Annotated in this window: 21 protein-coding genes and 1 pseudogene; 8 read left to right on the forward strand and 14 right to left on the reverse strand. The window is 65.9% G+C overall.

Translation table 11 applies throughout. From position 1 onward, the window contains the following. Positions 1-124: 124 nt before the first annotated feature. The gene (locus NK1_RS22290) at positions 125-751 is read left to right on the forward strand and encodes a TetR/AcrR family transcriptional regulator (RefSeq protein ID WP_063011655.1); all 627 of its coding nucleotides are present in this window, start codon (positions 125-127) and stop codon (positions 749-751) included. A 22-nt stretch (positions 752-773) separates the two neighbouring features. On the opposite strand, the gene NK1_RS22295 is transcribed toward NK1_RS22290, so the two are convergent. The 11 genes from NK1_RS22295 to NK1_RS22345 all read right to left on the reverse strand — a co-directional run bounded on the left by NK1_RS22295 (position 774) and on the right by NK1_RS22345 (position 10750). Next, a complete protein-coding gene (locus tag NK1_RS22295) occupies positions 774-1958 on the reverse strand; it encodes a spirocyclase AveC family protein (RefSeq protein ID WP_063011573.1) in 1185 nt (394 codons plus the stop codon). A gap of 194 nt (positions 1959-2152) precedes the next feature. Then, positions 2153-3598, reverse strand: a complete 1446-nt coding sequence (locus tag NK1_RS22300; protein ID WP_063011575.1) for an aldehyde dehydrogenase — start codon at positions 3596-3598, stop codon at positions 2153-2155. Positions 3599-3633: 35 nt separating this feature from the next. Further along, positions 3634-3954, reverse strand: coding sequence for a hypothetical protein (locus tag NK1_RS22305; protein WP_063011657.1), 321 nt, complete (start codon positions 3952-3954; stop codon positions 3634-3636). Between the two features lie 37 nt (positions 3955-3991). Further along, positions 3992-5239, reverse strand: coding sequence for a metal-dependent hydrolase family protein (locus NK1_RS22310; protein WP_063011577.1), 1248 nt, complete (start codon positions 5237-5239; stop codon positions 3992-3994). Continuing rightward, positions 5236-5565, reverse strand: a complete 330-nt coding sequence (locus NK1_RS22315; RefSeq protein WP_063011579.1) for a hypothetical protein — start codon at positions 5563-5565, stop codon at positions 5236-5238. The genes NK1_RS22310 and NK1_RS22315 overlap by 4 nt, the downstream gene beginning before the upstream one ends. Continuing rightward, positions 5562-6830 (reverse strand): aromatic ring-hydroxylating oxygenase subunit alpha, encoded by a 1269-nt coding sequence (locus NK1_RS22320; RefSeq protein WP_063011581.1) that lies wholly within the window; start codon positions 6828-6830, stop codon positions 5562-5564. The genes NK1_RS22315 and NK1_RS22320 overlap by 4 nt, the downstream gene beginning before the upstream one ends. Before the next feature lie 23 nt (positions 6831-6853). Continuing rightward, positions 6854-7693 carry a TauD/TfdA dioxygenase family protein gene (locus tag NK1_RS22325; protein WP_063011583.1) on the reverse strand — a complete coding sequence of 280 codons (840 nt, stop codon included), beginning with the start codon at positions 7691-7693 and terminating at the stop codon, positions 6854-6856. Between the two features lie 48 nt (positions 7694-7741). Then, on the reverse strand, positions 7742-8077 hold the full coding sequence (locus NK1_RS22330; protein ID WP_063011659.1) for a hypothetical protein: 336 nt from the start codon (positions 8075-8077) through the stop codon (positions 7742-7744). Between the two features lie 5 nt (positions 8078-8082). Further along, entirely contained in the window at positions 8083-9372 is a 1290-nt protein-coding gene (locus NK1_RS22335; protein ID WP_063011585.1) for an aromatic ring-hydroxylating oxygenase subunit alpha, read from the reverse strand. Then, positions 9369-9986 carry a carboxymuconolactone decarboxylase family protein gene (locus NK1_RS22340; protein WP_063011587.1) on the reverse strand — a complete coding sequence of 206 codons (618 nt, stop codon included), beginning with the start codon at positions 9984-9986 and terminating at the stop codon, positions 9369-9371. Before NK1_RS22340 ends, NK1_RS22335 begins: the two co-directional genes overlap by 4 nt. Beyond that, positions 9983-10750, reverse strand: coding sequence for an SDR family NAD(P)-dependent oxidoreductase (locus NK1_RS22345; RefSeq protein ID WP_063011589.1), 768 nt, complete (start codon positions 10748-10750; stop codon positions 9983-9985). Before NK1_RS22345 ends, NK1_RS22340 begins: the two co-directional genes overlap by 4 nt. 201 nt (positions 10751-10951) lie before the next feature. Between NK1_RS22345 and NK1_RS22350 the strand changes: the two genes are divergently transcribed. From NK1_RS22350 to NK1_RS22360, 3 genes are all read left to right on the forward strand, one after another. Beyond that, positions 10952-11623: a TetR/AcrR family transcriptional regulator gene (locus tag NK1_RS22350; protein ID WP_245660737.1), complete on the forward strand. Its 672-nt coding sequence runs from the start codon at positions 10952-10954 to the stop codon at positions 11621-11623. Between the two features lie 284 nt (positions 11624-11907). Next, positions 11908-12516: a DUF8020 domain-containing protein gene (locus tag NK1_RS22355; RefSeq protein ID WP_063011591.1), complete on the forward strand. Its 609-nt coding sequence runs from the start codon at positions 11908-11910 to the stop codon at positions 12514-12516. 19 nt (positions 12517-12535) lie between these two features. After that, positions 12536-13267, forward strand: a complete 732-nt coding sequence (locus NK1_RS22360; RefSeq protein ID WP_063011593.1) for a cobalt-precorrin-6A reductase — start codon at positions 12536-12538, stop codon at positions 13265-13267. Positions 13268-13597: 330 nt separating this feature from the next. Here the strand turns inward: NK1_RS22360 and NK1_RS22365 are convergent, their stop codons facing one another. Continuing rightward, complete coding sequence (locus NK1_RS22365) at positions 13598-14545, reverse strand: helix-turn-helix transcriptional regulator (protein ID WP_063011595.1); 948 nt, start codon at positions 14543-14545, stop codon at positions 13598-13600. 127 nt (positions 14546-14672) lie between these two features. Here NK1_RS22365 and NK1_RS22370 point away from each other — a divergent pair, with 127 nt between their 5' ends. Continuing rightward, positions 14673-16112 carry an amidase gene (locus NK1_RS22370; protein ID WP_063011597.1) on the forward strand — a complete coding sequence of 480 codons (1440 nt, stop codon included), beginning with the start codon at positions 14673-14675 and terminating at the stop codon, positions 16110-16112. Between the two features lie 202 nt (positions 16113-16314). After that, positions 16315-16524 carry a KOW domain-containing RNA-binding protein gene (locus NK1_RS33930; protein WP_084461363.1) on the forward strand — a complete coding sequence of 70 codons (210 nt, stop codon included), beginning with the start codon at positions 16315-16317 and terminating at the stop codon, positions 16522-16524. Positions 16525-16534: 10 nt separating this feature from the next. On the opposite strand, the gene NK1_RS22375 is transcribed toward NK1_RS33930, so the two are convergent. Both NK1_RS22375 and NK1_RS22380 read right to left on the reverse strand, forming a co-directional pair. Beyond that, the gene (locus NK1_RS22375; RefSeq protein ID WP_245660738.1) at positions 16535-17053 is read right to left on the reverse strand and encodes a GNAT family N-acetyltransferase; all 519 of its coding nucleotides are present in this window, start codon (positions 17051-17053) and stop codon (positions 16535-16537) included. A gap of 90 nt (positions 17054-17143) precedes the next feature. Continuing rightward, the gene (locus NK1_RS22380) at positions 17144-17416 is read right to left on the reverse strand and encodes a nucleotidyltransferase domain-containing protein (RefSeq protein WP_063011601.1); all 273 of its coding nucleotides are present in this window, start codon (positions 17414-17416) and stop codon (positions 17144-17146) included. Positions 17417-17677: 261 nt separating this feature from the next. Between NK1_RS22380 and NK1_RS22385 the strand changes: the two genes are divergently transcribed. Together NK1_RS22385 and NK1_RS36340 are read left to right on the forward strand one after the other, a co-directional pair. After that, on the forward strand, positions 17678-18256 hold the full coding sequence (locus NK1_RS22385) for a recombinase family protein (protein ID WP_218023155.1): 579 nt from the start codon (positions 17678-17680) through the stop codon (positions 18254-18256). Positions 18257-18303: 47 nt separating this feature from the next. Next, positions 18304-18447: pseudogene (locus NK1_RS36340) on the forward strand (helix-turn-helix domain-containing protein); the annotation flags it as partial. Between the last annotated feature and the right edge of the window lies 1 nt (position 18448).

The raw sequence follows: 18448 nt of genomic DNA on the forward strand, positions 1-18448 counted from the left end.
CGATCGGAGTGCCGGGGGGCCGCGTCGGCGTGAAATCGCCTCTGGCGGCGGTCGACTCAGTCAATATACCAACGAGTATCTCAGAATCCAATGGGTAGCCAGGAGACTCGGTAGAGTGATCAGCATGGTGGAACGGTGGACAGTCGAGCGACGCCTGGAGCACACCCGATCTCTGCTGCTGGATGCCGCTGAGGAGGTTTTCGCGGAGAAAGGCTTCATGTCGGCGACACTCGACGACATCGCCGGCACGGCCGGCTATACGAAGGGCGCCATCTACAAGCACTTCACCGCCAAGGAGGACCTCTTCCTGGCAGTGAACGAGCGCTATTGGCGCCGCTACTTCGACACGTTCGCCGACATGATCTCCGCCGTAACCGAAGTCGGCGCCCAAGAACTCGACGATATCGCCGAGCGGTGGCGTCAGCTGAGCAACGAGCGCGGCGCCGCGCAAGCAGCGCTCGGTTACGAATTCACCCTGTACCTGCTCCGCAACCCGGAGGTGCGAGAACGGGTCGCCGACAGAAGGCACCAGGTGGCCGAGGCACTGGCGAGTTTCGTCACTCGAGGACTCGAACGAATCGGCGCCACTTTGTCGATCTCGCCCTTGACATTCGCGAACATACTCATCGCCACTACCGATGCGGTCGAACTCGGCAGTCAACTCGACGACCTCGACCTCTACCGGCCGATCCTCGAAATGTACGTCTCGGCAATCAAACTGCCGGCCGAGCAATCTGCGACGGCGGACTGATTCCGCCCTCCATCGCCCGCGCTCATTTCGCGTGTTCGAAAGGCACGGTCTCCGGAACCCGGGCCCGGTCGGGCAGTATCAATTTCCCGTCGGTGTCGATGAATCCGGATCGCTTGGTGGGCACCGGCAATACCGGGTCGGGGCACGGCACGTCGGTGCCGTCACCACAGATGCCGCCGTTGAAGTACGAGCGCTTCAGGTGATCGGCCGGCCAGGGATCGGCGTGCATGCCGATCCACTGCGCGGGCACGTTGTAGAGGAAGAAAAAGCAGGCGCTGACCGCGGCGAACACCGCCAGGAACCGAGCGAGTTGCTGCCGTGCGAATCCCCCACGGATGTGATCCAATCCGCGCTCGACCACGGTGCGACCACGATCGTCGGTGAAATAGCGCAGACAACACAGACCGGCCTGGACCGCACCCCACATGAGCCCCTCGTATATCGGCCATTGGTGATAGGTGCCCGCGGCGAACGACACCGACCGTATGGCTCCGGGATAGGTGTAGAGCCCGAACGGCAGCAGGAAGCCCGCCTCCATGACGAAGTCGAACACGAACGTAAAAGCATAGGTGGCCAGAATGAGCCGGAGATTGGTGATATTCGGCCAGCGCGATTTGATCCTGCGCATCACCCAGCAACCGAATATCGTGATCATCAAGACCCCGGCCGCGTAGCCGGGAGCATTGACCAACAGCGGCTCGGAAACCTGGTGGCCCGGCTGCTCGGGCGATACCCAACCCGGAATATCGGATGACCACGACCCGCGATTGAACAGCCATGTGTTGTAGGTGCACCACGTGTTGAGGTAATTCAGCAGCGGGTCCTGAAAGAACATCAAACCCATCGACACCAGCAATATGCCGTCCAGGGTGATTCTGCGTTCCCGCAGCCAGGGCCGGACGATGAACCACCAGATCGCCACGGGCAGACCGACACACACCACGACGGCGTTCATCGTGAGGAAGGCCTTCATGTACATCGGCGGGGTGTTCGGCCCGCTGGGCACTCGCTGGAAATAGGGCCCGGTGACCCATCGCACCCAGACGTACACCTGCAGTGCCAGCAGCAGCGCGCCGGCCGTTGCCCACACCTGAACTCGCTTGACGCGGAGACGATCCTGCGCAGCTGGTTCGACCGCCTCGCCTACCCCGGCAGTCCGGCCGAGTCCGTCTGTCACCGTGGGCTTTTCACTCGACAGCTCGCTCATGAGCGCCTCCCATATCCATGCACTCGCATGTTCTACCGATGCAATATACCAATGGGAATCTAAGTATTCAGTCGGTATCTCAGATTCCAATAGAAAGTTGGTCCCCTTAATGGCGCAGCAGGCGCAGCATCCTGCCATGCGCGCGACACCTGTTGTGTACGTGCAAGATTCGAGCGCAGCGTCGACTGATCGGTTCAGCGTGCTGTGGAGATCGATTTGGTGTCGAGGAAGCTGTCGAGGCCTTCCGGCCCGAACTCCCGGCCGATGCCGCTGGCCTTGACTCCGCCGAAGGGTGCGCCCGGGTCCATGCTGTAGGGCTGGTTGATTCCCAGTGTGCCGCTGCGGATTCGGCGCGTCATGGCGGTGGCGCGGTCGATGTCGGGTGTCCAGATCGAGCCGGAGAGCCCGTAGTCGGTGGCGTTGGCGAGGGCGATGACTTCCTCGTCGTCACGATAGGGAACAGCGCAGAGGACGGGACCGAAGATCTCCTCCTGCGCGATACACATCGCGTTGTCGACATCGGCGAACAGGGTGGGCCGGATGTACCAGCCGCGGTCGATACCGGGGGGCGGCTCGGAGCCGCCGACCACCAGCCGGGCGCCTTCGTGCCGGCCCTTGTCGATGTAGTCGCGAACGCGTCGTTGCTGGCGCTGGGCGACCATCGGGCCGACCTGGGTTGCGGGATCCCCCGGGTCGCCGACCGCGAGCGAATCGACCATGCCGGCCAGCGCATCGACGAACTCCTGATACCGCCTGCGCGGTAACAGAATTCGAGTCTGGGCGACGCACGCCTGTCCGCTGTTCATCAATCCGGCTACCATCATCCCGGCGGCGACCGCCGCGGGATCGGCGTCGTCGAGTACCACGGCCGCGGATTTGCCGCCCAGTTCCAGGCTGACCTTGCGCAGTGCCGCTCCGCAGACCGCGGCTACCTGTCGGCCCGCGGCTGTCGACCCGGTGAACGACACCTTGTCGACCCCCGGATGCGCGACCAGATAGCCGCCGGTCTCGCGATCCCCGGGCAGGATGCTGACCACGCCCGGCGGCAGGTCGAGTTCGGTCAGCAGTTCGGCCAGGATGTAGGCGTCCAGCGGCGTCTCGGGGGCGGGTTTGAGCACGACGGTGCACCCGGCCAGCAACGCCGGGATCAGTTTCACCACCGTCGTGAACATCGGCATATTCCATGGCACGATGGCGGCCACCACCCCGACGGGCTCTCGGCGCACGGTGATGTCGGCGCCGAGCAGCCCGGATCTGGTTTCTTCCCAAGGATGTCCGGTGGCGAGGTCGGCGAACGCGCCGATCAAGGCCCCGGGTAGTCGCGCCTGCGCCGATCGGGAGAAGGTGATCGGCGCCCCCATTTCGGCGGTGATGACCTGGGCGATCTCCTCGCGCCGGGGCTCGTATCGCGCGGCCAGCTTCCGGACGACCGCGATGCGCTCGGCCGGGTCCAGCCGCGGCCACGGACCGTGATCGAATGCGGCCCGTGCCGCCGCGACCGCCCGGTCGACATCCGCGGGCGACGCGGCCGGCACGGTGGCGATCGGCTGCTCGGTGTGCGGGCCGATTACCTCGATCACGTCGGCGCCGGCGGCTGCGACCCAGTCACCACCGATGAACAGCTGTTGTCGTGCGGACATGGTCACCTCGGGGCATCGTTCTCGGCAGCCACGAATCAGGCTGTGTGTGTACGGATTTCGCGATAGAGCCGGACAGCCGGCGGCGGATCGGTCTGCACCCCGACCGGGGTGGAGAAGGTACCGGATCTGCTCGCCGCGGCCAATTGCGCCTGTACGGAGGTGATGTCGTCGGCCTCGATCTCGTAGACGGCCACATAGACGTTCTCACCGTCCACGGGTGCGAACCGGCGCGCGGCGACCACACCGTCGAGACTGAGCATCTCTCGCATATGAGTGCCCTCGTACCACTGGTGGTAGGCGGCGGCCTGCTCGTCGGAGGCGGGACGAGTTTCGACGTAGAGGATTCCCTTGGGCATTGTTGTCTCCTTGATCACCATGCGTAAGAGGTTGGGGTCAGGCGTGTTTGACGATGTGGCCGTCCTTCATGACGAAGCGCACGTCCTGCAACACGGCGATATCGGCCGTCGGGTCCCCGGGAACGGCGATGATGTCGGCGAGCAGTCCGGGTGCGAGCCGGCCGCGGTCGTCGGCGTCGATGAGTTCGGCGCTGGTGACAGTGGCCGCGCGCAGTGCTTGCGCGGGTGTCATGCCGCGATCGACCAGGGCCCACAGTTCCTTGGCATTGTCGCCGTGCGGTACCGCCGGTGCGTCGGTGCCGCAGGCGATCTTCACCCCGGCCGCGATCGCCTTGCGCAGCGTTTCCCGAGCCTTCGGGAACACCTCGGCCGCCTTCTTCTGCAGTGCGGGAGCGGCTTTGGAAACATCGAGTCCTTCGGACAGATAACTGGTGGGCACCAGGAAGGTGCCGTGTTCGACCATCATCGCGATGGTGTCGTCACTGGCGAGCGACCCGTGTTCGATGCAGTCCACGCCGGCCCGGATGCAGGCGCGGATACCGGCGTCGCCGTGCGCGTGCGCCGCGACCCTGATCCCGGCACGATGGGCCTCGTCCACGATCGCGGCCAGTTCCTCATCGGAGTACTGCTGTGCGCCGGCGACGGTGCCGTGCGACATCACGCCGCCCGACGCGGAGATCTTGATGACTCCGGCACCGTATTTGATTTGATAGCGCACGGATTCGCGCACCTGCGGCACACCGTTGGCGCGGCCCTCCTCGACGCTGACCGGCATGATGTGCGGGGCCAGCCGCTGGAACATCGTCGGATCGAGGTGTCCTCCGGTCGGGGTGATGGCATGCCCGGCGGAGACGATTCGCGGTCCCTCGACCCAGCCCTGGTCGATGGCGCGGCCCAGATCGACGTCGAGCAGGTAGCCACCGGTTTTGACCATCAGCCCGAGGTTGCGGACGGTAGTGAAACCGGCATGCAGCGTGGTGCGGGCGTTGATCGTGGCACGCAGCGTCCGGTAGACCGGGTCGTCCTGCACCCCGTGCATCGGATTCGGCAGTCCGGACGGGTTGTCGGGGCCGCCGATGAGCAGGTTGATCTCCATATCCATCAGCCCGGGCAGCAGGGTGAGATCACCGAGATCGACGACCCGGGCGCCCGGCGGGCGTTGCGGCGGATCGACGGCGGTGATCGCATTGCCCTGCACCGCGATCGCGGCTGGGCCGTGCACCTCGCCGGTGTCCACGTCGACCCAGCGGGCAGCCCGCAGCAGCAGGCTCTGCTCGGCGCTCACGGGACCGGCTCGATCACGCAATCCAGTGCTGCCACACCGGTATCGGGCACTTTCGGCTGACTCCAGACCTCGACCGGGAACGACACGGTGATCATCGAGTAGAGCAGATAGAGCAGGTTCTGCACCTCCTCGGGGAGCTCGTCGAGCGGAAACTTGTCGCAGTAGGTGAACACGTCCTCGGCGCGCGCGGTGATCGCGTCGTAGAACCGCTGCATATCGGCCATCGTGCTCGCCAGCCGCTGGGCGTAACGTTCGCGTTCGCTGGGCAGGCACCAGATCGGCGCATAGGGCTCGAGATCGGCGAATTCGCTCGGCAACATCGTCATCGCGGTGCCACCTGCTCCCGGCAGTAATCGGCGACCCAATCGCCGGCGACCTTGTGCAGGTGCCGCAGCAGGATTTCCTGGTCGTTGAGCGGGAAGGTCGTCACCGCACGGGATTCCAGCATGATCTGGGTCGCCTCCAACGTGCTGCTGTCCTGCAACCCGTATTCCTTGAACGTCACAGCCGCCATCTCGTGGGCGACGCGTTCGCGGGCGGTGCGGGCCGGCGGGAAATACAGATTGCCTTCGAAAATGTGAGTGTTGTGCGAGGTGGGCCAATACTGATAGGTCAAATACCAACCGCCCGACCAGATCAGGATCGTGAAATTCGGCCACAGCTGGAACGAATCGAGCCCCCACGGATCACAACCGGCAGGATTCAACCCGGGCGGCATCGACCCGAGATCCGGTGTGTCCCAAGGGCCGAACAGGCCACTGCGGGTGATGTCCTCCATCGGCTTGCGCATCTCGGGATCCAGTTCCCAGGTGACCACACCGGAGGTGCTGACCAGCCGATGCGGCCCCTCGAGCCGGTAGTGCGGGGCCTCGAATCCTGCCTGCTGGGCGGCGACGGAGAAGTTGCCCGGCGTCTGCTTACCGTGCAGCACGGGAGCGTGGTAGAACTCCTGGAACGCGTCCATATAGAGCTTCCAGTTGGCACCCACCTCGGAGCGGTAGCAGAACCGCTCGGTGAGCTTGTCGAACGGATAGCCCTCCAACCCGGTGATCATCGGCCCGAGGAAGTCCCGCAGCGTCTGGCGCGGTCGCGGGGCGAGATTGACGAAGATGAACCCGGACCAGACCTCGCAATGCACGCGGGCGAGTCCGAGCGCGCTCTTGTCCAGGTCGAAGAATTCCTCTTCCTGCTGCACGAAATTCAGCGCACCGTCCAAGCCGTAGCGCCACGCGTGATATTTGCAGGTGAACTGCCGGCAGGTGCCCGACACCTCTTCGCGCGGGATCTCGTTCCACACCAGCTTGTTTCCGCGGTGGCGGCAGATGTTGTGGAAGGCGTTGATCTGCCCGTCGCGGTCGCGCACCACGATGACCGAGGTGTAGGCCGCCGCGATCTCCTTGGTGAAGTAGCTCCCGGTGCGCGGAAGTTGTTCCACGCGACCGACATTGAGCCAGGCACGTTTGAAGATCGCTTCCCGCTCGAGTTCGAAGAACTCCGGCGAGATCGAGTCCTCGTAGGACATGGGCGCGGTGCCGAGTTCGGGATAGTGCTGGGTCCAGCTGCCCTCGGCGGGCTTGGGCCATCGCGGCATGATGTGCTCCTGGAAACGGTGGGTCAGCGGATGGGCTCGTCGCCGAGGACGGTGGTACGCAACATTTCTCGCGGCGATCCGGAGTCGTAGGGTGTCGCCCGGTGGATGACGCCGCGGTTGTCCCAGATCACGGTGTCCCCCACCGACCATTCGTGGCGGTAGACGCGGTCGGGTGCGGTGCAGCGAGCCAGCAGGTCATCGAGCAACTGCCTGCTCTGCACCGGATCCATGCCGACGATATGGTCGGTCGAGGCGCCCAGCACCAGGGATTTGCGACCCGTCTTGTGCGTCCAGATCAGTGGATGCTCCTTCGACGGGCGGCGGTGCCAGGCGGCCAGCTGCTCCGGCGTGGGATCCGGCGTGACCAGGCGCTGGGAGGCCTCGAGCGAGTGGACCACCCGCAGGGCCGCCAGCTGCTCCCGTTCGGTCTCGCTCAAATTGTCGAAAGCCTTGTAGGTGGAGGCGAATTCGGTGTCCCCACCGGAGGCGGCGACCGCCTTGGCCGACAGCATGGTGGCCATCTGCGGGTAGGCGTCGTCCTGCGGTGTGCAGCCGTCGATATGCCAGTCGAACGTCGCGCGCAGATAACTCGCGGAGGAGTTCTTGCCGGTGTCGAGGCTGACCCGGTAGATCCCCTCGACCGGATGATGTCCGGGTTCGATGTCTATCGGACCCAGTTTGCGGCAGAACGCCACCTGTGTCTCCGGATCCAGGTGCAGATCTCGAAAGACCAGGACGCCATGGGTTTCCAGGGCATCGAGTATGGTGGCGGCCACGGTGTCGTCGGTGAGCAACTGGTCGCGATCCACCCCGGAGATCTGCGCGCCGACATCGGTGCCGAGTGTGTCGATGGTGATCGTCATATCGGATTTCCTTCCGCTTCGCGCCGAATACGGCTGCGGGAATGGGCCTTACGGCAAGGGCTCGGCGACACGGGTGAGCACGGCATCGGCGCAGTCAGTGGGTGTCGGCTGCTGGAAGATCTCCACCGCCATGGCGACCATCACCATCGAATAGATCAGCCGCAGCAGGTTCAGCGCGTCATCGGGCAGGTCGTCGAGCGGAAATTTGTCGCAATAGGCGATGGCCTCGTCGAGGCGAGGGAGGAAGGCATCGTGAAAGCCGACCAGTTCCGGCATGGGTGTCGCCACCCGGCGGGCCCAGCGTTCGGATTCGGTTGCCAGACACCAGGTCTGCGCGAACCGCTCGAATTCGCCGAATGCGGAGGGCAGCAGGTTCTCGGCCATCTCGATCACACCTTCACCGGACCGCGCCGGTACGCCTCGACCCAGTCGGCGACCGCCTTGTGGAAGTGACGCACCAGGATCTCTTGGTCGTTCACCGGGAACTCGGTCAAACCCGCGGTGCGGTAGGCGGATTCGAGTGCTGTCTGCGTGCCGGTGAGCATTCCGGCGTCCTGCAGAGCGAACTCCTTGAAGACAACCGAGGCGACTTCGTGTTCGATGCGTTCGCGGACCGTGCCGGCCGGCTGGAAGCAGAGCATGCCCTCGAACCGATGCGTGTTGTAGGAGGTCGGCCAATAGCGGTAGAGCAGATACCAGCCGCGATAGATGAGGATTTCGATATTGGGGAAGATCTGGAAGTTGTCGATACCCCACGGATCGACACGTCCCGGATTCAGCCCCGGCGGCATCTCCCCTAATTCCGGCGATTCCCACGGACCGACCAGGCCACTGCGCGTGATGCGTTCGATCGGATACATGTATTCGGGCGGGAGCGTCCAGCGGCGCGGGCCGCCGGTGGACACCACCCGGTGCGGCCCGTCGATCTGGAAATGGGCGCATTCGAAACCCTTCCCGGTGCGGACCGCGCCCGGGATCTGCTGTGGGTGCAGGCCGGGGACGTGGTAGTACTCCTGGAAGGCGTCGGCGAACAACTTCCAGTTGCTGTTGTTGTCGGCGCTGAATTCGTACCACTCGGTCATCGCGTCGAACGGGTAGCCGTCGAGTGCGGTGATCATGGGGCCGAGGAATTCACGCAGGGTCTGGCGTGGTTCGGGATCGAGGTTGACGAAGACGAATCCGTTCCAGACATCACAGTGCACCCGGGCCAACCCGCGGTTCTCGCGGTCGAGATCGAAGAATTCCCCTTCCTGCTGCACGAAATTCAATGAGCCGTCGAGTCCGTAGCGCCAGCCGTGATATTTGCAGGTGAACTGCCGGCACGTGCCCGAGACCTCGGCGCGCGGAAGTTCGTTCCACACCAGCTTGTTTCCGCGATGCCGGCAGACATTGTGGAAGGCATTGATCGAACCGTCGCGATCGCGCACCACGATGATCGACGTGCGGGCGATATCGATTTCCTTGGTGAAGAAGCTGCCCGTGCGCGGAAGTTGTTCCACCCGGCCGACATTGAGCCAGGCTCGTTTGAAGATCGCCTCGCGTTCGAGTTCGAAGAACTCCGGGGACACCGAATCCTCGAACGAGACGGCCCCGGTGCCGAGTTCGGGATAGTGCTCGGTCCAGCTGCCCTCGGGCGGTTTGTGCCATCGGCGGGGTGTGGACTGTTCACGCTCGCTCACGGCTGTTCCTCCTTCTGCGGCGGGGTGGGTGCGGCCCGGTCCATGCCCGGGTCCAGTGGCAGGTCGACGCTGTTGAACACCAGCGCCAGACACAGATACGACCCGGCCACGAACAGGATTTCGAGCAGTTGCCGGGCGTCGAAGTGGGCCGCCAGCCCGGACCAGGTGGCGTCGGTGACTCGGTGCCGGTCGAGCAGTTCGTCGGCGGCGGTGAGCAGCAGTCGGTCCACGGGCGACCAGAGCGGGTGCGCCGGACCGTGGGCGACGGCGTCGACGTGGGCCGCACCGATCCCGTACTCGGCTCCGATCCGCACGTGCTGGGCCCATTCGTAGGCCGAATCGGTGCGCCGCGCGATCCGGAGTATCAGCATTTCGCGACAGCGCGGGTCGAGTGCGGGCTGTTCGAGCAGCACGCCGTTGTAGGCGAGCCAGGCGGCGGCCAATTCGGTGTGGTGGCCCAGGATTCCGAGCACATTGGGCATCGGCGGTGCGTCGGGACGGCCGGACAGATACCGGTCGGCCAGCCGCACGTGACCGCGCAGCATGCTCCGGGCCCGCTCGTCCCACTGATCGGCCGGCAGCGGTGCCAGCCGCCGTGGCGAGGTGGTGGTCATATGACGGACCCGCCGTTCACGCCCAGCACCTGACCGGTGATGTATCCGGCCTGATCCGAACACAGGAACAGGCACGCCGCGGCGATATCGGCACCACTGCCGAGATGTCCCACCGGGATGGCCTTGGCCATGGTCGCGTTGTCGGGCAGATGTCCGGCTGCCTGCGACTGCCGGGACATCGGGGTGTCGATGCCCGACGGAGGAATGGTGTTGACGGTGATGCCGCGGGCCGCGTACTCGCGTGCGAGGGCCTTCGTCATCGCGACGACGGCGCCCTTGGATGCGGTGTAGTGGACCATCCCCGGCGAGCCGCGTTGCGCGCTGGACGACGAAATCGTCACGATCCGTCCCCAGCCGCCGGTGACCATATCCGTGATCGCGGCCTGCACACAGTGGAAGGTGCCGGTGAGGTTCACTCCCAGCACCCGGTGCCACTCCTGCTCCGAGATCTCGGTGAACGGCGCGAAGCCCACCGCTCCCGCGCTGGTGACCAGGATTTCGACCGGGCCGAATTCCGTGCGCACCGCGCTGAGCGCCTTCTCGACCGCACCGCGGTCGGTCACGTCGACCTCGCAGGCGATCACATCGCCGCCGGTGCGGCGCAGCTCCGCAGCCGTGCTCGCGGCCGCCTCGCCGTCGATGTCGAGGACCGCCGTGCGGTAACCGTGGCCGGCGAAGGCGCGGCAAATATCCAGCCCCATACCGGAAGCCCCGCCGGTCACCACCGCCACGCGCCCGGAGCCGGGCAAAGGATCGTTCGTCATTCGATTCGCTCCTCGATTCATAGGTCTGGTCCCGCCGGAGAGGCGCCGAAGCGGTTAATCGAACGATTAATTAATCGAGTGATTAAGATATACGGCAGCGCCCGGCCCGATGTCAATAGCCATACGCCGCAGGCACATTCGCCGACGCCGTGTCAAGGGAGCTGGTCGAGCGTCGTACACTGACAAAGCAGGTGGTCGCAGGTGGTCACCCAGTTGTGCCGCGACGACGCGGCGTGGATCGCGTCCACAGGAGGCCATCAGATGAAGCCGGGCCGCACCGCGGACCCAGAGAACTCCCCGACGCGCGCGGCGCTTCTCGACGCCGCCGAGCAGATCATGCTCGAGGACGGATACGCCGGAGTCAGCACCCGCCGGCTGGCGACCCGCGCGGGCGCGAACTCCGCGTTGGTGTACTACTACTTCGGCAACATGGACAATCTGTTCGTCGAACTATTCCGGCGCGGCGCCGACCGCAGCTACCAACGCCAACTCGAGGCCCTGAAGACACCACAGCCACTGTGGGCACTGTGGGAGGCGATCCACGACCAGTCCCAGACTGCTCTGACCATGGAGTTCATCGCACTGGCCAATCACCGCAAAGCAATTCGCGCCGAAATCTCGGAGTCCTCCAAGCGATTTCGAAAACTACAGCTCGACGCGGTATCGAAGATATTGGCCGAGTATCGCTTCGAGTCCGGCAGCTACACCCCCGGCGCAATCGTCCTGCTGATGTCCAGCATCTCGCGATTCCTGCGCATGGAGGAAGCGTTCGACGTGCATCTCGGCCACCGTGACGTAACAGAACTCATCGAAAATCTGCTGCGCGACCTCGAGGGGGAACGCAACCCCACCTCACCGGCGCGAGGCGCATAGGTGAACCCCGTTGAAAAGACCCAATGTTCGGGTCGGAGCTCGAGTTCACTCCCGGGACACGTCGATCTCGACCGCGCCGATCTCGGTGACCACCGTTGTCGACCTGGTTCCGAGCACAAAGCCGTCGACAACTCCCAGTGGCTGGAGTACCTAAATCCCCACAGTGGCACTAAAGTTACACTTCTGACCCGATTCCCACAGGCGGCAACCGGCTGACCTGCGGAAATGTTTCGGGTCAGCGTAATCCGATCGTTATGTCGGGTGATCGATCCGATGGGAAATAGATGAGATTCACCAACATTGTCGGCACCTCGCTGATCGCCATCGCGGCGACGGGCATCGCCTACGGTACCGCTTACGCCGAGCCTGCCGCGCCCGCGCCGGCGCCGAGCCAGGTTCAGACCCAGCAGAGCCCGGCCGTGCACGGCACGGACCAGGGTGTCGGCTACACCACCGAACTCGCCGATATGGGCAACAAGATCGTCACCACGGTGACGGGCGGCAAGTTCGCCCTCACCTCGGACAAGTCCGCGGTCACCCTGACCAACGACGAGGGCGCCGTGGTGATGAGCTACCCGCTCTCGGCCAAGGGGCCCAACGGCACCACCGTCGCCGCCGCGGTGAACGAGGACGGCACCAGCCTGACACTGACCCCGCAGGGGCAGCCGATCTCGTCGGTGAAGAACATCTCCGGTCAGGACTGGTTCTTCTCCGAGCTGCAGCACGCCTCGCTGGGCGCCGCGGTCGGCGCGGTGATCGGCTTCCTGGTCGGCCTGATCTTCATCGGTGTCGGCTCGATCCCGGGTGCGGTCCTGGGCGGTGTGATCGGCCTGCTGGTCGCGGGCGGCCAGCCGCTGATCGACTCGGCCTTCGCCTACTTCAGCGGCAACTGACACCGAAAGTGTTGCGACACTGAAGGTTCTGATTCTCGGCGGCACCCGGGAAGCCCGGCAGCTCGCCGATATCGCCTCCGGCGAGCGAGGTTTCGACATCGTCTCCTCGCTCGCCGGCCGCGTGCGCGAACCCGTCCTGCCCGCCGGCACGGTGCGCATCGGCGGGTTCGGCGGCACCGAGGGACTACGGAAATGGCTGGCGGACAACGCGATCGACGCGGTCGTCGACGCCACCCACCCCTTCGCCGGCACCATCTCCTCGCATGCGGCCGATGCGGCACGAGTGGGCGGAGTGCCGATCGTGCACCTGCGCCGGCCGGGCTGGTCCGAACAACCCGGTGACCGGTGGTCGCGGGTGCCGGATCTGGCTGCCGCCGCCCAGGCCGTGACCGCATTCGACCGCGTCTTCCTCACCATCGGCCGGCAGGGCGTGGCCGCCTTCGCCGAGCTCGGTGAGCCGTGGTTCCTCATCCGGGCCATCGATCCGCCCACCGGACCCGTTCCGCCGCAGCATCTTCTGCTTCTCGCCCGTGGCCCGTTCACCGTCGCGCAGGAGATCGATCTACTGCGCGAGCACCGCATCTCCGCGATGGTGACCAAAGACAGCGGTGGCGACCTCACCGCGGCCAAGCTGACCGCTGCCCGTCGGTGCGGCATTCCGGTCGTGGTCGTCGACCGCCCACCCGTGCCCGAAGGCGTCGAGTGCGCGGAATCGGTTGCGGCAGCGTGGGAATGGCTGAACGCGCGCTGACGCCGTCGTCCGTGAAGGCTTGTTCTCGTCCGTCGCCGCCCGGAGCAACGCGAGCGCGCCCGCCGGTGCGGCCTTACCGGTCGGCAACGACCGTCGCTACGGTGTCACGCAGGTGACTCCAGCAGATCCCCCTCCCGGCGAAGCCGAGGCCAACGATCACTCCGATCACAACCGGGCCCGCGAACAACATCGGAAGATCCCCACCGCTACCAACCCGCACAACATGCCCACCACAGCGAACACCCTGACCGTCACCGACCGAACCTCCCCTCTCAGCGACCCACTTCGCACACCCAACGGCCAGGGTGAAGTCGCAACGCGGACACTGGATCACGCCGAACGGCACAGCCCGATGCGCGTCGCGTAGACGGCCGCGGCGGTCCGGTTGGACGATCCCGTGCGGCGCAGGATCGCCTCCACGTGGGTGGCGACCGTCGATGCGCCGATCCGCAGGGTGCGGGCGATCTCGGTGTTGGCCGCACCATGCGAGAGCAATTCCAGGACCTCGAGTTCTCGCAGCGTCAGTCCCGCCGGCGGCGGCGCGGGGCGGTGCCGGACGAGGGTGCCGCCGCGCACCTCGTCCACGCGGACCTCGTACACCTGCGCGCCGTGGATCATCGTCACCGACGACGTCACAGGTCGAACACGACCGATCAAGGCGGCCAGGTCCGTGCGAGCGCCCGCGGTCAACGGGCACGGTGTGCCGTCGAGATCGATGAGCAGGGCCTGCTCCCCCGCGGCGATCGCGATGGCGCCGCCGTCGGTCGGGCGCAGCGGGTCGACCGCGGCGGCGAGCGCGTCGGAGACGAGGGTGGTCAGCGGCAAGGTGTGCTCGTCGAGCGGGGTGTAGGTGCTCAGGTTCAGCATGCCGAGGTAGCGGCCGTGCGGCGAGTAGAGGCAGTGGCTGAGCCCGTCGCGGAAACCGTTGCGCCGGATGATGTCGAAAACGACGCCGCGCCGTCGCCGCCGGTCCACGTCGTGCAGCAGCACCGGGAGCCTGGTCTCGCGGAGTTCGCCGTACAACTCCGTATCCGGCATGGCGTCGTTGATCAGATCCAGCGTCAGCGTGCTGTAGCCGAAGTTGGTATAGGTGGTGTGCTCGCCGGTCACCGGATCCGGGATCGACAGCGCGGCGTGGTCGTAGGCCACCACTCGGCGCAGCGCGAACAGCAGACGGGCGGTCTGCTGTTTGAGCGGTTCGCCGCCGATCGATCCGGCCGCCGCGTCGCGAAGTTCGAGCGCGGCGGCGAGACGGGTACGTACCGCCGACTCGCTCATGCGCTCATGGTAGGTGCGCGGCTAGCGACTTACCCGCGATTGCGCCTCCGCAATTCTGCCGATACGCGCCGTGATGTTCGCTCCTACCCTTCGCCCATCTGCCCGCGAAGCACGAGGAGAAAACCACATGGATGTCACCGAATACGCCGCCCACGACGCCACCGGACTGGCGGAACTGATCCGCGACGGTCACGTCAGCGCGGCCGAGGTCTGGACGGCAGCCGCGACCGCCCTGGACGCGGTCGAGCCCGAACTGGCCGCCGTGGCGAGCGAGCGCTTCGACAAGCCGCTCGACTACGACGAGTCCGGTCCGTTCGCTGGTGTGCCGTTCGCGCTCAAGGACCTGATCGCGCACGCGGACGGGGTGCCGAGCCGCAGCGGCAGCAGGTTGTTCGGTGCGGGCGTCGCCTACCCGCAGGACACCCATCTGGTGGCGCGGTTCCGCCGCGCGGGCCTGGCGATCGGCGCGATCACCCGCAGCCCGGAGTTCGGGTTCAACGCCACCACCGAAGCCCTCGCCTACGGCGGACCGAGCCGCAACCCCTGGGCCACCGACCGCAGCCCCGGCGGTTCCAGCGGCGCCTCGGCGGCGCTGGTCGCCAGCGGCGCGCTACCGATGGCGCACGCCAACGACGGCGGCGGCTCGATCCGCATCCCCGCCGCCGCGTGCGGTGCGGTCGGCCTCAAGCCGAGCCGTGGGCGGACCACCCCCGGCCCGGACTTCGCCGACCCGCTGCTGGGACTCGGTATCGAATTCGCCGTCACCCGCACCGTGCGCGACTGCGCGCGACTGCTCGACGCGGTGCACGGCGCCGAGCCCGGCGACCGCTACCTGCTGCCCGGTCCGGTGCGCAGCTACGCCGAGCACGCCGCCGCCGGTTCCCGGCCGCTGCGGATCGCTGTCACCGCCACCCCGATGGACACGGAGCGTGCCGTCGACCCGGAGTGCGTGGCCGCGGTGAACCACGTGGCCGAGCGGTTGGCGGAGATGGGGCACATCGTCGAGGAGGCCGCGCCCGAACTCGATGTGGTGGCCTTCGACAAGGCCAACCTCGACGCGTGGTGCAGTTTCCTCGCCGACGCCGTCCTGGGTGCCTCGGCGCAGCTGGGCGTGGAGCCCGGCCGGGAACACCTGGAGGCGACCACGCTGGCGTGCGTCGAATACGGAAAGACGCTGTCCGCCTTCGACATCTACGCCGCCGACCGGGTGTTCAACCGGACCACCCGCGCGGTCGCGGGCTTCCTCACCCGCTACGACGTGCTGCTGACGCCCACGACCAGCACGCCCCCGATCCCGCTGGGCCACCTCGACGCCGACGACGCCTCGCTGAGCGCCCGCGAATGGTACGACCGGATCTTCGACTACGGCAGCTTCACCGCGCTGTTCAACGTCACCGGCATGCCCGCCATCTCCCTGCCGCTGGCCGAATCCGCGGCGGGACTGCCGATCGGCATCCAGTTCGCCGGACGCCACGGCGACGAGGCCACGCTGCTGGCACTGGCCGGGGATCTCGAGCGCGCCATGCCGTGGGCGGACCGCCGGCCGGCCGTGCACGCGGGGCGGTAGGAATCCAGCGTCAGTAAACACTTGTCCTCCTGGGTTGTTCAGTGGAAGCCGCTGACCGGCAGAACAACTCGCGCCGAACCGATACCACCCGGCCCCCACCTCATGCTTGTCGGCAGTACGCAGGCAAGCATGACAGCACCCACCGACAAGCTCGCTGAGCCGGTCTTGATCATTCCTCGTCCAAGCCAACTACCTTGAGCTGGTGAGCATTCGCGAATACGAGCCGGGTGATGTCGTCTACTTCCCAGCGGGACCGTTCAACGGCATCTGCGCGGTCGTACAGGAGGTAGACGACCACCGGGCGCAACTTCGCCTCAGCTTCAGTGAAGGCGTCGCACATCGCGAAGGGAACGTACTACGAGAACGCCGCCACAGCTTGACCGTCGGATTCGATGAGATCGAGTTGCTCTAGGCGCGCGAGCTCAGTCGCCTTGAATGCGGGCGTGTAGGTGCATGTCGTGTCGTCCGTCGTCATGCACTGCGGCGCTTCGCTTGGTGCCTTCCAGGAGATAACCGGATTTCGTGGCGACCCGGCACGAAGCATGATTGCGCGTCGAATGGTCCAACTCCAGACGGTGGAAGCCGATTTCGTTCAGCGCCCAGCCAGTGAGCGCCAACAGAGCGCGTGAGGCGGCACCTGCGCCGCGAGCGGCCGGGAGCACCCAGTAGCTGACCCCGGCGATGCCGTCGTCGAAGTCCAGGCCCCGCAATGCGATCCGGCCGAGCACATCGTCGTCGCCGCGGGCAATAGCCCAGTGACAGCCCTTCTCTTGTTGCCAGTCCTGGCGGTATGCGTCGAACCATTCCCGAACCTGGGTCTCGGTGGAGGGGCGGCGCGTGTGCCAGCGGCGGATCTCGTTGTCTCGGTAAGCGGACAGGAATGCTGGGCCATCAGCTGGCTTCCAGGGGCGAAGCAGCAGGCTACCGCCCGCAGCAAGCACCGGCTGAGGGGAACACGCCAGGGCCCCGGCAGGGATGGCCGGCGGCGTCGACAGAGCTCGAGTCATACACCATGGTCGCCCCCTAACTGTTCATAGATGGCGGAATACGAACGGGTTTCCGAACACCCGCACCTGGTGTTCGATCGACGTTTCGGTCTGCACGAACAGTTCCACCGGCCACTGCCGATGACGCAGCGACTCGCGATATGGTGCCGGCGGACCCGCGACCAGCACGGTGATATCCAGATCCGAAGTTGCCGTGGCGGTTCCGTGCGCGACGCTGCCGCCGAGCCAGGCCGCCCGCGCATGTGGAAACCGTTGCCGTACCAGCTGGCGGGCGGCGTCGAGTCCGTCGATCTTCATCCGATCATCTGACCTCGAACCATCAACTAGGGCAACGAGTATTTCCCTGGATCACGATCGAACATTCCGGGGCTCACACCGGCGGCTACAGATGTCTTCGAACCTGTCAACGAGGTTCGGAAAACGAACGTTCACGAGACATTTTGGGGTTGTCGAAGGTTCCCGCAGGTCGGATGTCGCCGAATCTGTAACGGTTGCCGTGTACGCGTCAATGTCGACCTGTCGGGGTTCGCAATACACTGCGCCGCATGCGAATCGGCTATGGGCGGGTCTCTACCCGCGATCAGCATCCCGAGTCCCAGCACGACGCACGCACCGCTGCCAGGCTGTGAGCAGATCTTCATCGACAAGGCCTCCGGGAAGCTCGCCTCCCGCCCCGAGCTGAGCAAGGCACTGTTTGTGGCCAACCGGCCCGACGATCAACTGGTGGTGACCAAGCTCGACCGGCTCGGGCGTTCCCTCGAGCATCTGATCGAGCTGTCGAAGACGTTGCAGGACCGTGGCGTGGATCTGGTGGTGCTGGATCAGGGCATCGACACCTCCACTGCTGTCGGGCGGATGTTCTTCCAGATCCTCGGCGCGATAGCCGAATTCGAGCACGCGTTGATGAGCGAGCGCACGCGCGACGGGCGGGCCGCGGCGCGTGCCCGTGGGCGCACCGGTGGGCAGAAACCGAAACTCGGTCCCCGGCAGGTGGATCTGGCGCGGCAGATGTACGACGAGCTCGACGAGCGTGGCAAGCGTCGCTACACCGTCGCCCAGATCGCGGCCGAGTTCGGTGTCAGCCGCCCCACCATTTACCGTCATCTCACCGCTGCCACAGCGAAAACGGAGGCGTGACCGCAGTCGGGTTGACCGAACTGACGGACGCGGCTCGTCGGCAGGCGATGAGCCGTTTCGAGGTACTACGGCCTCATATAGAGGACGGGGTCCCACTCATCCGCGCGGCGGGACAGGCGGGCGTGGCTGCCCGGACCGCGCAGCGGTGGCTGCAGCGCTACCGAACTGCCGGCCTGGCCGGACTTGCCCCGG

This window comes from Nocardia kruczakiae NBRC 101016 (assembly GCF_001612965.1).
Classification (GTDB): Bacteria; Actinomycetota; Actinomycetes; order Mycobacteriales; family Mycobacteriaceae; genus Nocardia; species Nocardia kruczakiae.